12 protein-coding genes are annotated in these 15191 nt (G+C 44.5%); 11 read left to right on the top strand and 1 reads right to left on the bottom strand.

The window, feature by feature from the left end; all coding sequences use genetic code 11:
* Positions 1-20 precede the first annotated feature (20 nt).
* Complete coding sequence (locus tag M0P91_RS05150; RefSeq protein WP_295065618.1) at positions 21-2270, top strand: DNA translocase FtsK; 2250 nt, start codon at positions 21-23, stop codon at positions 2268-2270.
* Here M0P91_RS05150 and M0P91_RS05145 read toward each other — a convergent pair.
* A complete protein-coding gene (locus M0P91_RS05145) occupies positions 2254-2394 on the bottom strand; it encodes a hypothetical protein (RefSeq protein WP_295065310.1) in 141 nt (46 codons plus the stop codon). The genes M0P91_RS05150 and M0P91_RS05145 overlap by 17 nt on opposite strands.
* A gap of 273 nt (positions 2395-2667) precedes the next feature.
* On the opposite strand from M0P91_RS05145, the gene acnB reads away from it, so the two are divergent.
* The 10 genes from acnB (at position 2668) to M0P91_RS05095 (ending at position 15145) form a co-directional block, all read left to right on the top strand.
* Positions 2668-5277 carry a bifunctional aconitate hydratase 2/2-methylisocitrate dehydratase gene (acnB, locus tag M0P91_RS05140; protein WP_295065308.1) on the top strand — a complete coding sequence of 870 codons (2610 nt, stop codon included), beginning with the start codon at positions 2668-2670 and terminating at the stop codon, positions 5275-5277.
* A 189-nt stretch (positions 5278-5466) separates the two neighbouring features.
* Complete coding sequence (gene nifE / locus M0P91_RS05135; protein ID WP_295065306.1) at positions 5467-6825, top strand: nitrogenase iron-molybdenum cofactor biosynthesis protein NifE; 1359 nt, start codon at positions 5467-5469, stop codon at positions 6823-6825.
* 121 nt (positions 6826-6946) lie between these two features.
* Positions 6947-7489 carry a hypothetical protein gene (locus M0P91_RS05130; protein WP_295065303.1) on the top strand — a complete coding sequence of 181 codons (543 nt, stop codon included), beginning with the start codon at positions 6947-6949 and terminating at the stop codon, positions 7487-7489.
* Positions 7490-7598: 109 nt separating this feature from the next.
* Positions 7599-8807, top strand: a complete 1209-nt coding sequence (locus M0P91_RS05125) for an ATP-binding protein (protein ID WP_295065300.1) — start codon at positions 7599-7601, stop codon at positions 8805-8807.
* On the top strand, positions 8804-9823 hold the full coding sequence (locus tag M0P91_RS05120; protein WP_295065299.1) for an AAA family ATPase: 1020 nt from the start codon (positions 8804-8806) through the stop codon (positions 9821-9823). Before M0P91_RS05125 ends, M0P91_RS05120 begins: the two co-directional genes overlap by 4 nt.
* A gap of 543 nt (positions 9824-10366) precedes the next feature.
* Positions 10367-11677 (top strand): TolC family protein, encoded by a 1311-nt coding sequence (locus M0P91_RS05115; protein WP_295065295.1) that lies wholly within the window; start codon positions 10367-10369, stop codon positions 11675-11677.
* Positions 11678-11792: 115 nt separating this feature from the next.
* Positions 11793-12779, top strand: a complete 987-nt coding sequence (locus tag M0P91_RS05110) for a hypothetical protein (RefSeq protein WP_295065293.1) — start codon at positions 11793-11795, stop codon at positions 12777-12779.
* A 361-nt stretch (positions 12780-13140) separates the two neighbouring features.
* Positions 13141-14238 carry a hypothetical protein gene (locus tag M0P91_RS05105; RefSeq protein ID WP_295065291.1) on the top strand — a complete coding sequence of 366 codons (1098 nt, stop codon included), beginning with the start codon at positions 13141-13143 and terminating at the stop codon, positions 14236-14238.
* Complete coding sequence (locus M0P91_RS05100; protein WP_295065289.1) at positions 14235-14909, top strand: hypothetical protein; 675 nt, start codon at positions 14235-14237, stop codon at positions 14907-14909. The genes M0P91_RS05105 and M0P91_RS05100 overlap by 4 nt, the downstream gene beginning before the upstream one ends.
* Positions 14906-15145, top strand: coding sequence for a hypothetical protein (locus tag M0P91_RS05095; RefSeq protein WP_295065287.1), 240 nt, complete (start codon positions 14906-14908; stop codon positions 15143-15145). Before M0P91_RS05100 ends, M0P91_RS05095 begins: the two co-directional genes overlap by 4 nt.
* Positions 15146-15191: the final 46 nt, after the last annotated feature.

The following is a 15191-nucleotide window of genomic DNA, read 5'->3' as shown; positions in this document are numbered from 1 at the left end:
TTCCCATTTTACGCGATACTCTGTTTATTGTCGGTTTCGGCGTTTTATTTTATCTTGGACTGGCAACGATTATCGGGGACGCATCTATCATCGGTGCATACGGTGCCTCTTTTGCCTCCGGTAATCTCTATCTCTTCGGCTATGTAGCCTATACCTATCTTTTATTACTGACGGTTCCGCTGTTCTACTGGTACAAATTTGATGGAAATTTGCATAAACGGCTTGAGATGGGAGGGGTCTTTTCTTTGTTGTTTTTTGCGCTTCTCTTTTTTCAGGCCATGGTGGTCGATGGTCCTTATCGCGGCGCCTTGGGGGGGAGTATCGCCGATTTTATGGCGATTTACATCGGGACGTTCGGATTGTGGATATTCTGGCTGATGCTTGTCAGTGTATCGATTGTGCTGGTGCTGGAACAGACCCTTTCCGAATTGGTCCGTCCGATCAAAAACTATATGGAAAAGCCGCTGCTATCCTCCAAATCCGCTCCAGTTCAGAAAGCTGCGGTACCTGCCAAATCGTATGCTCCAGAAGTAAAAAAGGGTTTCGAAGAGGAGGTAAGGGAGGAAAAAGCTGTTTTCCGAAGCGCTTCGGTTGAACTCCCTTTCGAAACGGTATATCCGGTGCAAACCCAGAGCGAACCGAGTGTGTATACGCCGGAAGTTGTTGTTTCGATCACGGATGAAACCGATCCGGAAACAAAAGAGCCCGCCGTAACTCCTGAACCCAAAGAATCTACGATTTTGACTCTGGCAAAAAAAGTGAAAGAATCGAAGCAACAGACGCTTGTGGTGGATGAGTTGGAAGAGAATAAAATCCTGTTGGATCAGATTGATCGCGGGGTACGTGAAAAACCGAAAAACTTTAAACTCCCGTCGGTTGAATTTTTTCAAAGCGGACCCAAAAAGCAAAATACCGTGGATGAAGCCGAACTGGATGACAAAATACGCGATCTCATCGAAAAACTTTCTCATTTCAATATTGACGGTGACGTTGTGCGAACCTATGCGGGACCGGTTGTTTCAACGTTTGAATTCAAACCGGCTGCCAATATCAAAGTCTCTAAAATTTTGGGATTGCAGGATGATCTGGCAATGGCGTTGCGTGCTCAAACGATCCGTATCCAAGCACCGATTCCGGGCAAAGACGTCGTGGGGATCGAGATTCCGAATAAAACGGTTGAGACGATCTATTTTCGCGAAATGCTGGAGAGCCAGCTTTTTAAAGAGGCATCCTCACCTCTCACCCTGATTCTGGGTAAAGATATTGTCGGAAAGCCGTTTATCACCGATCTCAAAAAACTCCCCCATCTCCTGATCGCCGGAACTACGGGAAGCGGTAAGAGCGTCGGGATCAACGCGATGATTCTTAGTCTTCTGTATAAAAATTCTCCCGATCAGCTCAAATTGTTGATGATCGATCCGAAGATGCTGGAATTTTCAATCTATAACGATATTCCCCATCTCCTCACCCCTGTGATTACAAAGGCGAAAGAGGCGATCTCGGCGCTGAACAATATGGTTGGAGAGATGGAACGGCGTTATCAGCTGATGAGTGAAACGCGTACGAAAAATATCGAAAACTTCAATGAAAAAGCGAAAAAAGAGGGGGAGACACCACTCCCTTATATTGTCGTTATTATCGACGAGCTTGCCGATTTAATGATGACCAGCGGAAAAGATGTCGAATATTCGATTGCACGTCTTGCCCAAATGGCGCGTGCCAGCGGTATTCACCTGATCGTCGCAACCCAGCGTCCCAGTGTTGATGTCGTGACCGGGCTGATCAAGGCCAATCTCCCTTCCCGCATCAGTTATAAAGTGGGGCAGAAGATTGACAGTAAAATTATCCTCGACGGTATGGGCGCTGAATCGTTGTTGGGACGCGGGGACATGCTCTTTACCCCTCCCGGGATGAGCGGACTTGTCCGATTGCATGCCCCTTGGAGTACAGAGGGGGAAATCGAGAAAGTGGTCGATTTCCTAAAAGCGCAACGTGAACCGGAATACGACCAACTCTTTTTACGCGATAAAGATGAGCTGAACAAAAGCGGAGGGGAGGGGGGGAATAACGAACCTCTTGATGAACTGTATGAAGAGGCAAAAAATATTATTATTTCGGAACAAAAGACCTCTATTAGCTATCTTCAGCGCCGGCTTCAAATCGGTTATAACCGTTCTGCACGTTTGATTGAGCAACTGGAAAACGAGGGGATTCTTTCTCCTCCCAATGCAAAAGGAAATCGGGATATTATTATCAACTCTTCTTTTTAACTGATGTTACGCATTTTCCGCTCATCGCCCGTAAAGTGGCAGGGACGGCCCAGCCGGCACTTCGTGCATCGGCTCCTAAGCTAAAAAAGCCAAGCAGTTGGCTTTTTTGACGCTTTTCACCCATACAACCCCCTAAAGCTACCCGCATCTTCCGGATGCGGGAGATTACTAACCTTTTCGCACTTGTTTAGACAAGGTGCGTAATACGGTCAGTTCTATTCTTGTATTTTTACGCTGTTAATCAAGGATTATGGTCGTAAGTAAAAAAATATTTTTGTTACAAAAATTCACATACTAAAATAAATAGAAGTAAAATATGTGTAGTTTGGTAACATGAAAAATAAACCGTTTTTTTCTTCTGATATAATCACCAAAAATCTTGAGTACAGGAGTCACCATGGCTTTTATGGACGAATACAAAGCACACGTAGCAGAGCGCGCGGCACAAGGGATCCCGCCGTTTCCGTTGACAAAAGAGCAAGTTACCGAGTTGGTAGAACTTATCAAAGCAGAAAAAAGTAAAAATAGCGAACTCATTGAGATGCTGGCTGAGCGTGTCAATCCGGGTGTTGATGATGCAGCACACGTTAAAGCGGCATTTTTGCACCAAATCGTCCAAGGTCATGAACAAGCATTTTTGGCTGACTCGAGTGATATCAATAGTGATGACCATAAGAAAGCGGCGATTAAAATCCTCGGAAAAATGGTCGGCGGATACAACGTCAAACCTTTGATCGATGCACTTGCCATCGATGGACTGGCCGGCGAAGCAGCGCATGAATTGAAACATACATTGCTTGTTTACGATGCGTTTAACGACGTTGTCGAACTTTCAGAAACCAATGCTTTTGCGAAAGAAGTTCTTCAGTCATGGGCAGATGCAGAGTGGTTCACCAGTAAAAAAACACTGGCTGAAAAATTCAGTGTCGTCGTCTTCAAATTCCCGGGTGAAACCAATACGGATGACCTCTCTCCGGCGAGCGCGGCATTTACCCGCTCCGACATCCCTCTTCACGCAACAACCATGCTTTCTGCAAAAATGCCTGAAGGTATTGCGAAAATCGCTGAGCTGAAAGAAAAAGGGATGCAAATCGCTTACGTCGGTGACGTTGTCGGAACCGGGTCAAGCCGTAAATCGGCGGCGAACTCCGTTCAGTGGCACATGGGTGACGATATCCCGGGTATTCCGAACAAACGTACCGGCGGTGTTGTTATCGGTAGTATTATCGCTCCAATCTTCTTCGCTACCTGTGAAGATTCCGGTGCTCTTCCGATCGAAGCGGATGTATCGGCTATGGAAACCGGTGACGTTTTGGACATTGATACCAAAGCGGGAACCATTACAAAGAATGGTTCTGTTATCGCAAATTTCAACCTTCGCCCGAACACGATCGAAGACGAAGTACGTGCCGGCGGACGTATCCCGTTGATCATCGGACGCGGTTTGACGGCTAAAGCACGTGCGGCTCTTGGAATGGAACCGGCTACCATCTTCGCGCAACCGATCCAGCCGGCTGATACCGGCAAAGGGTATACCCTTGCACAGAAAATGGTCGGTAAAGCATGCGGCATGGAGGGTGTACGCCCGGGAATGTATTGCGAGCCCCTTACCAGCACGGTCGGAAGCCAGGACACTACCGGACCGATGACGCGCGATGAGATCAAAGAGCTTTCAGCTCTCGGATTCTCGGCGGATTTCGTGTTGCAGTCATTCTGTCACACAGCAGCCTATCCGAAACCGTCCGATGTGAAGCTTCATGCGACTTTACCGGCGTTTATCTCTACCCGCAGCGGTGTTGCCCTTCGCCCGGCGGATGGTGTTATCCACAGCTGGCTAAACCGTATGGTTCTCCCCGATACGGTCGGAACCGGCGGTGACAGCCATACCCGTTTCCCGATCGGTGTGAGCTTCCCTGCCGGTTCAGGCCTCGTAGCTTTTGCTGCCGTTACCGGTGCAATGCCGCTTGAGATGCCGGAATCGGTTTTGGTACGCTTTAAAGGTGAAATGCAGCCGGGTATCACTCTTCGTGACCTTGTTAACGCGATCCCGTACTATGCGATCAAACAAGGGCTCTTGACGGTTGAGAAAAAAGGGAAGAAAAATATTTTCAACGGACGCGTATTGGAGATCGAAGGTCTTCCAAATATGAAAGTGGAACAGGCATTCGAACTTTCCGATGCATCGGCTGAGCGTTCAGCGGCGGCTTGTACGGTTCATTTGAACAAAGAGCCGGTTATCGAGTACCTAAAATCCAACGTTGCGTTGATTGAAGCCATGGTAGCTGACGGATACGAAGATGCCCGTACGCTCCAGCGCCGCGCCGATAAAATGAAAGAGTGGCTGGCCGCTCCGTCATTGATGGAAGCCGATGCGGATGCGGAATACGCGGCAGTTATCGAAATCGATCTAAACGAAGTAACTGAGCCGATTCTTGCATGTCCGAATGACCCGGATAACGTTAAACTTTTGAGCGAAGTTGCCGGCGAGAAAATCGACGAGGTATTCCTCGGAAGCTGTATGACCAACATTGGTCACTACCGCGCGGCGGGTGAAGTAATGCGCGGCGAAGGGAAAATCGCCGTTGAGAAATTCTGGATCGTACCGCCGACCCGTATGGATGAGCAACAACTCATCAATGAAGGGTACTACGATGTTTATAACGATATCGCTGCTACAACCGAAGTTCCGGGATGTTCACTCTGTATGGGGAACCAGGCGTCAAGCCGCGAAGGTTCGACCGTATTCTCGACCTCTACCCGTAACTTCGATAACCGTCTTGGAAAAGGGACTCAGGTTTACCTCGGAAGTGCTGAGCTTGCATCCGTGTGTGCGAAACTGGGACGTATCCCGACCGTAGCGGAATACATGAGTATCGTACCTGAGAAATTGGCCGGTAAAGCGGATGATGTTTATAAATATTTGAACTTTAACGAAATCAGCAACTACCACCTCGAAGCGCGTAATGTTGCCGAAGAGAAATACGGCGTAACCATTAAAGCCGTCTAAATCCACCGATGCGTATTCTCCACCCGCAATCCGGGTGGATGGTCGCTAAACCGTCGATTATCCGTCATTTTTCCCCCATTTTCTTTTTAATCCATTTCCGTAATAGTTGCGACAAAACCAATTCAAACGGGTGATTGCTCCTCGTATAAAAAATGCATATTTAGTGTTACTTCATACCGGGGGTTACCGATGGTCAGTCGTGCTAAAATCAAAGAACTCATGAATGAGAGTGCCTGCTCTCACAGTAAAGACAAAAAACCCGGAGAGGGGTGTGACAAACCCAAACCCGGTCTTGCGGCAGGGGGATGTGCTTTTGACGGGGCGCAGATTTCACTTTTTCCGTATGCCGATGCCGTCCATCTGGTCCACGGACCGCAAACGTGTCTGGGAGCATCCTGGGAGACACGTGAGACAAAAACGTCGTATACCGGGAGGGATCATACACAAATGGGGTTCACGACGGGGATCAGTACGAATGACGTTATCTTCGGTGGGGATAAGCGTTTGGCCGATTCGATCGATTATGTCATGAAAGAGTATCAGCCCGAAGCGATATTCGTCTATTCGACCTGTGTCACCGCATTGGTAGGGGATGATATCGATATGACCTGCAAAAAGGGGAGTGAGAAATACGGCGTCCCCATCGTTCCGGTCCATGCACCCGGATTTGTCGGAAGCAAAAATCTGGGATCCCGTCTGGCGGGGGAAGCGGTTTTGGAACATTTGATCGGAACGAAAGAACCCGAAACGCTCACACCCTATGATATTAATCTCATCGGTGATTACAACGTCACCGGGGATATGTGGCAGTACCTGCCGCTGTTTGACAAAATAGGGATTCGGGTTCTCAGCTCGATGAGCGGGGACGGGCGTGTCGGCGATATCCGCACGGCTCACCGCGCCAAACTCAATGTCATCGTCTGTGCAAAATCATTGATCACACTGACACGAAAGATGCAGGAGCAGTACGGTGTCCCCTGGATTTCGGTTTCATTTTACGGAAAACGGGATACGACGTTCGCTATCCGTGAGATCGTTGCGGCTCTGGGGTGTCCGGAACTGATTGCACGGGCCGAAGCGGTCATTGCCGAAGAGGAAGCGGCATTGGAAGCGGCACTTCTCCCGTATCGAAAACTTTTTGAGGGGAAAAAAGCGGTCCTAAATACCGGAGGGAACAAGGCGTGGTCGATCGCTTCGGGATTGCAGGATCTCGGGATCGAAGTGGTAGCAACGAGTGTCGCCAAATCAACGCAGGATGATATTGACAAGGCACGCGAATATTTGGGAGAGAACGGGGTACTTATGACCAAGCCCGCTTCCGAACAGGGAAAAGTGATCGATTCGACGGGGGCCCACATCCTCCTCGCCGGGGGACGGAGCCTCTATACCGCCATCAAGAAAAAGATCTCATTTATCGACGTCAATCAGGAGAAAAAGACGAGTTACGGCGGTTATAACGGTCTGCTGAATCTCGCAGAAGACCTCAAATACGCCTTTAACAATCCCGTCTTTGCCAATGTCGGAAAACCGGCTCCGTGGGACGTATAATCCGAATAAAAGAGGGGCTGCAAGATACATGCCGATCTTGCAGCGTAATATTTCCAGATTTATCATATTAGAGAACGATTTTTGCTTGTTATGAGTACTTAAATCATGTTTGGAGATGAGTATGAATGTAGCCGCTGTTACCAATACGTCGCTCAATACGTTACCCTGCATCACGAAAGATGAGAGCATCGATCAAGATTATGCGGCACTGATTGCTGGGTTTTATCCGGTACAAGAGTATCAAACACGCGATGAGATCAATGCCGAGGATGGTGAATTGAGCAAGTTTAAAAATGACTTGCGCGACAAAGGTGCCGCTGTTTTTCTAAAAGAGCTTGATGAAGAGAAAATCAAAGCCCTCGTCGAAGAGTATCGTGCCAAACTGCTCAAAGAGAAAGAGAAAAACCCTGAAATCCCGATGGATATCAACAAAATGGTGAATGACTATAAAAAAAAGCTTATTGAAGAGATGATGGAAGCCCAAAAAGAAGAAAAAGAGAAAAAAGGCAAAGAGAGCGAAATGCTGATGAGCAGTGAGATGTTGGAACAAATTCAGACGCTTCGCAATGATGAGCAAAAATCAGGGATTGCCGAGATAGGGTTTTTAGAACAAATTTTAAGCTCTTCGAATCAACAGAGTGAGGATAACTCGGTATTACGCTAGCTTTTTAGAGAGAATTTCTAGGGAGAGATGAGGGGTGAATGTATTGCGAGAAGGTTTTAGACTGAAAAAGGTATGATAGCAATAATTAATTAGCTTTAATGGGGAGAAGATGAGACGATATAGTGATGAAGAGCTTTTAGAACTATTAAACTCACCCGAATCGGAGTTGTCAGAACGAAAAGAGTCATTTAAAGGGGATGTTCCTACAAAAGCACGACAGGCTATTTGTGCTTTCTCAAATGATTTATCAAATCATAACCATCCCGGTGTTTTGTTTATTGGCGCAAAAGATAACGGAACACCCTCAGATTTTCCAATTGATGATCAATTATTATTAACTTTGGCAAATATTAAGACGGATGGAAATATTCTCCCTTTACCGGTTATGAGTGTCGAAAAACGGGTGCTTAAGGGTGCTGAAATAGCAGTGGTTACGGTTATGCCTTCTGATATGCCTCCCGTTAAATACGATGGTCGCATTTGGGTGCGTACGGGTTCTCGACGCTCTATCTCTAATGCACAGGATGAACGGATATTAAACGAAAAAAGACGGTATAAAAATCTCCCTTTTGATCTGTATCCTATACCGACAGCAAAAATCACTGATTTATCCAAGTCTAAATTTGAGAATGACTATTTGCCCTCTGCCTTCGCATCGGATATATTAGAAGCAAACGGTCGAACCTATGAAGAACGTCTCTCTTCGTGTAAAATGATTGTTTCACCGGATGATACGACTCCGACCGTTTTAGGTTTGCTTGCAATTGGAAAAAGCCCGCAAGATTTTATACCGGGTGCTTCTATACAGTTTTTACGAATTGACGGTAAAGAGTTGGCAGATCCTGTGATTGATGAAGAAAAAATAGGCGGTGCTTTAGTAGAGATGCTTCGTCGTATTGAAGAGAAATTAAAATCACATAATCGTGTAGCCGTTGATATCATTTCATCTGCTACGCATCGGTTTGATATACCGTATCCGCAGGCAGCCTTACAACAGATAATCTATAATGCGGTGTTACATCGAACCTATGAAGTGACGAATGCTCCTATTCGAGTTTATTGGTTCAATGATCGAATTGAAATCACCAGTCCGGGCGGACCTTACGGAAATGTTACGGTAGATAATTTTGGGCGACCGGGGATGACCGATTATCGCAATCCGAATGTGGGAGATGTTTTAAAAACATTCGGATACGTACAATCATTCGGTAGGGGGATTGCAACTGCAAAAAGAGAGTTGGCATCCAATGGCAATCCGGATTTGGAATTTACGGTCAATGAAAGTCATGTTCTGTGTACGCTAAGGCAAAAAGCATGAGTATCCCAATTCTTACATTTTTTAATAATAAAGGTGGGGTAGGAAAAACATCACTCATCTATCACTTGTCATGGATGTTTGCATCCCTTGGAAAACGTGTCGTCGTTGCCGATTTGGATCCGCAAGCCAATTTAACGGCCGCTTTTTTAAACGAAGATCAGATTGATGAACTCTGGAATAATTCGGTTGAAGGTTCAACTGTATTTCAATGTGTTAAACCATTAACGGGTGTTGGTGATATTACGGAGCCGAAATTACAACAGATTGTCAATAATTTGTATTTGATTCCGGGTGATGTTGCACTATCAAGCTATGAGGATACTCTGGCGGGTGAATGGCCTAAAAGTATGGCGGATACTAATCTTTATCGACCAATGCGTATTTTGAGCTCTTTTTGGCATGTTATGCAAACAGCTGCTATAAAAGTCGATGCAGAGATTATTCTAGTAGATATTGGACCCAATTTGGGGGCTATTAACCGATCGGTTTTGTTGGCTACCGATTATGTCATTATACCTCTCGGTGCTGATCTGTTTTCATTGCAAGGGTTGAAAAATTTAGGTCCTGCATTGAAAAGTTGGAGAAATTTATGGCAAAAAAGATTGAATAATTGGAAAAGCAGTTCAGAACCGTCCCATTATCCAAATTTTAAATTACCGACTGGGCGTATGCAACCTATCGGATATTTATCTCAACAACATACCGTACGATTAGATAGACCGGTAAAAGCATACGATAAATGGATTAACCGTATTCCGCAAGTTTACCGCGAGTCAGTTTTGGATGGTGTGTCAGAAGATCAAACTTTTTTACCTGAAAATGATCAATATCGTTTAGGCACCATAAAACATTACCGTTCATTGATGCCTATGGCTCAAGAGTGTCGTAAACCAATTTTTAATCTTACAGCGGCTGATGGTGCGATCGGGAGTCATGCGAATGCTGTACTTGATGCAAAAAAAGATTTTAAAGAATTAGCGAAAATAGTAGGAGAAAAAATTGATCTTCAGCTATAGGTGCGATAGCGGGTATATATTAAACTAATAACTTCAACAATTGCATTTAAACTTTTATCGATATTGTCTCAATCCACTCTTACGTACTCATAACAGTGCTAAATCGAAATGCTTGCTTCACAAGGGTGGTGCAACTCTTCTGCGGTAGCTTTCCCCCCTGTATTTTCAAATGCGAGTGTCCCTGTCAACTCGACGTTAAAACCAAAATGATGAGCGTATCGCGCCGTCATATCACAGCAGTGTTGCGTGATTGACGGTATCGAGAAATAATAGGGATATCAAATAAAAGCACCTGCGTGTTATCCAATGCTTCGATGGTGTGTGCTCCTATGTGTGTGATTTGTATCTCATCCCGACGCTCTAGCACCCTTATCCGTACTACCTAAGATAGTATTTTGTGATTATTATATAATTATTAATATTTTATGATGTTACATTTTGTAATCTAACATTCTATTTACACACTATTTAAAACGTTATAAACCATCAAATATGAAATTATGCTAATATCTATAGTTTAAATTTAATATAAATGATTAGGTTATGCGTAAAATACTATTTTTAACTTTTCTCCCGGTAATTGCTCTGAAGGGCGGTGAGATTAGTTTCAGCTCCCTTAAAACGGCCGCTTTGGACCATTCTCACCGCCTAAAACTCCGCAGTATTGATACACGCATTGAAGAATCACGTTTGAATACGATCTATGCGTCCCTTTATCCTCAGCTTTCGTTGGGATATAGCAGTGAGTACAGTAAGAGTTTCGACAGCACCTCTTCATCGTCAGGCAACATCACGGTAGCAGACATGACGATCAGCCCCAATACCCTTTATAAAAACTCCCTTGCACTTCGGCTTAATTACGAACTCTACCGTTTCGGTACAACGCTCAAACAGATTGAAATCTCCGAAAAAGAGATTTCGATCAAACGGTTGGAAGAGTGCAACGAAGAGGTCAGACTCTATCAGGAGCTTCTTGAGCATTACGCAAGCGGACAAAAAGCGGATGCCGAAAACCGCCATAAAACACGGATGCATTCCCTGCGTAAAGAGCTCTACGCTCTGAAACAGCGGTTATATACGGCCGGCAAAGAATCGCGTGTTTCGGTCGGAGACGAAGCGATACGCCTCATCGATCTGGAACGTGAGATCGAAAAGTCGAAAATGACATACGAAGAAAATCTTATCGCTCTAAGCAAACTTGCCCATACCGATCTTGATACCGACACAACCCGACTCCTCCCCTTTGAACCTCTTGCCCCATCGATCAAGAATCCCGATTTCGATACGGTTGTTCAATCCCGCCGGTACAAAGAGAAAATCCTCCAGAAAAACGCCGAAATCAGTATGCTGCAACGGTCGCAACTGCCCACCGTATCGCTGTACTCCTCGTATTACCTTTACGGCTCCGACAGCCATAACGGTAACGATGCGTTAAACGCGATTCGTCCCAACAGCTGGAATGCGGGTGTGAGTCTCCGATGGAGTTTATTTGAAGGGTTTAAATACCGTCACGAATCTTCACGTCTGGGCTATGAGCTGCAACGGCTGCAAGAAGAGTATGCTCTGGCCAAACGGGAATTCGACTACGAAACCCAAACCAAACAGCAGCAGATCGAACGTCTGACACTCCTTACCCAAAACGAAACCGATGCACTGGGGCAAATCCGTACCAAAATTGCGATGACACAACGGCTCCGTGCACAGGGAGAAGCGGATGCGTTAAGCGAAGTGAGTGTCAAACTCGAAGGGATAGAGCGGGAGCTGACCCTCGAAATAGAAGAGATACAAAAAGGGTACGAAGCATACGCTCTGAAACTTCACCATACGGAGGTTGAAACATGCGCAATGCGATAAATTCTAAGCACGGCGACTGAGCGATAAAAACTCACTTTAGGGCGGCGGCGTCATAAGCGGCAAAATCTTTTGCCGCAGGTGTGACCAATCATGATAAAACAATAAAGGAAAAACAATGCATTTCAAACACCTAACCTCCCTCTTTCAATCAAAAGTGATCCGCTCGTCCGGAGGAGTTGTTGATACTCAGAATTCTACGTATCAGGCTGATTTCAAGGGTGATCACGTCATCGATCCAACATTCGGACTCTCAACCATCGTGCCGACGGAGAGTGGATTCAATCAAACGGTTCGAAAATATACTGCCGCTATCGACAGCTTTGCCGGATTGAGTACCCCGGGTCAGAGTCAATGGCCGGATACATTGCCGATAAGCGGCGGTGGAATCAGTCAATCTTTTGGGGATAACATTACCGATACGACAACACTCACCGGTACGAGTAGCGGCGGATGGATAGGGAACACGTCTGATCAAGGGCTCTCTACGGTTCCCGCAACCGAGAGCCAAACTCCCCTTCCTGATAATTTCAATACACCTATCGAACACGATCCCTATCGTACACATTCAACCGGAGGGGTTGTTGTCGAAAACCCGAATACGGGAGAGCAGATCGCACCGTCTTCAAGCAATTTTCTATTTGAAAAAAAGGGTGAAAATTTTATACACACCGGAATAACCTCAAAAGAAAGTAGCGGTAACGTCTCCAACATGAGTAGCATCGATACGATCAATATCAATAATATCACTATCCAAACAGGCCATGATACGCTTGCCGAATTTGATTTTCAGCACGTTCGAGAGAGATCACGATTGTTTGGCTCCCCGTTTCGGACAATGCCGGTTGATATCGGAAAAGAGATCCGAAAATTTGGCCAAACTGCTGGAGGCAGTGGGGGCGTAGTTCATCAGGTCAGCCCCGAGAATACCATCGATACCACCGCCCTCAGCGACGGCAATTACCTCACCTCCAACGATATCAATCTTATCCTCCAGTCCATGAACGGTTACGCCGTCTCCCATGATATCTCCATCACCTCGATGGAGAGTGTCAAGGCCAATCAGGATTTGATGACCATTGTCACCGGAGGGTGGCATCAGTGAATTCCTTCCTTTGTTCCCACTCTCTGAGTGGGAATGCATACAGATGTCCGAATGAGTTTATGCTCCAACTCAGGAGAGACTGTGAAAGCCAAAGAGTAAGGAACGTCTAAGATGAGCCGAAGCCGCTGTAAAGTCTACGAACCGACACATCCGTATTTTATCACGTGTACCGTATTACACTGAATATCGTCATCCGAAGCAAGTCACCGGCCTATAGCAACGCACGACACTATGAAGAGAACGAGGGGCTAATCGATGTTGAACGGATGTGGAGATAATCAAAAAGGTTTAAACATATGTATGCATTCCCAACGAGGACGTTGGGAACGAGAAAAAACTTTAAAACTATAAGGAGAGCGGCATGAAAATAAATGCACTAAATTATTCAGACAAAATAGTTAGGTTCAAATACACAAGGATTCTGGCATTCATAATTACACTATTATTTCCTGCATTTATGTATGCATCAAACTGGACAGATGCAACTGCAAAAAAAGTCAGAGAGATGTATCCCATCGAAAAATCGAAAAATCCTACGGCAAGTGCAGAGTTTTTAAAAGCGATGGAATATCGAATTTATATCGAAGAGTTGCATCCGACTATGGATTACGATAACCCCGTAATACTAAAGCTAATCCGACAAATGGATGAGCACTTTCAAAAAGGGAAAAAACTCCTCCCGAAAAATAGTGTTGAAGATATCGTATGGTGGGTACTTTTTTATAAAGATATCCACGGATTGATTGTACCGCCTCGTAATGATTATTCACTGGCGTATGAAAATCTTCCCTGTCAGGAATTCGCTCAAAAACACGATGAGATTTTTCAGATGATAGAACGGTATCCGTACGGTGTGGTCAATTTCGATTTACCTGAGATTAGGGGATTTCGGTTTCAAGCGATGGCAGCATTGGTGAGCTTTTATTCTGGAAAATACCCACGTAGATATCCCGCTCAACATCAAGATTATTATTTAGATGATCCTCAAAGCGTAAAAAATCTTTCAAAGGTTCTTAAACACTATGAGGTAGTTAAAAAGAAGTATCTCCTTGGGTCAAAATTTGTTCATGCTATGACACTTTCATATAGTTCTGATATGGTTGACATATCATCTGAATTGATAAAAATCAGGATGTACCATACGCAGAATCAGCAATTCTTACCCGAAATGTGTACATCCAAAGAAGCGATCATTATCAAGGACAATTTACCTGTTATATTGGACTCAATGAAAATTGATAATTATCAAACAAATGTTATTTATAGTGACATGTTTGATAAAAAACACACCAATAATCCAGCTTTATTTAAGCTATTAGCCAGAAGATGTCCAAACCTCAATCCCGATATGCAAAATGCAGTCACGCAAATGAATCACATAATTAAATCAAAACTTGAAAAATATAAGGAGAGTAGCATGAAAAAATACCAAAACTTATCCAAGGAGCAAAAAAAGTGAAAGCTGAAAATTCGTACTTAAAAGTATTAAAAGAGCGGTATTTATCGCTGATTGTTGTTCCCGTAGTAATACTGTCGGGATTATTTATTTATGCACGAGTCAATGGGATTCTTCTTAGTAACGATTGGGAACATAGTCTTCTTAGAGAAGAAAATTTTTCTTTTTTTCTAAGCATGGGGGTGTTCCTATATTCTTTAATAGCATTTTTAAAAATACTCTTTCAATGGGTTAATTTATATTTCATGGATGCTTTTGGTGAACTTGTTCGATTGATAGTGGTAGGACTCATATTTACTATAGGACATGAATCTTCAAATTTCACCCAAAAAATCGAAAACTTTCAAAAAGAGAAACGCTATTATCTCCGTCAAGCTGAAGTGCAAGGTTCGGAAGGTCGAGACGGTAAAGGGCAGTTGTTAGGATTTGATTCTGTTGGCAGCGACGGTAACTACAGTTGCCAAGTTTACTATGATGAATCTGACACTTTACTTGATCCTGTGAATGATCATCGTGAGCTGGGGGCTTTTCAAACTCTTCATGTGAATAACAAGCGGGAAAAAATAGGGCAGATACCTATAAAAGTGACAAAAATAGAGCCTAATTTTTATTATGTATGTCGTGATTATGATCACAAAATTATGTTTAACACCACCACAAAGGACAAAAAATGAGTATTACCTATACAACAGCAGTATTTCAATCTAAGGTTATTGATCCAGACACTAAAGCATTTATAAAAAATGTTGATTCCAAATACCTCTTCGACAAAAGCGGGAATCCCGTTATGGATCCAACGACTGGAAAACCCTATATCGTCCCAGCAGATATGAATTTCGATCAAATGGTTATAAACTTTCCCTCGTTACCAACGTCCTCGTTGGGAATGCGTATAAAAGCCAAAGAGTAAGGAACGTCTAAGATGGGCCGAAGCCGCTGTAAAGTCTACGAACCGA

It is taken from the genome of Sulfuricurvum sp., assembly GCF_023229695.1.
Taxonomy (GTDB): Bacteria; Campylobacterota; Campylobacteria; order Campylobacterales; family Sulfurimonadaceae; genus Sulfuricurvum.
The sequence above is the reverse complement of the archived record's forward strand: the minus strand, read 5'-3'. Positions and strand labels throughout refer to the sequence as shown.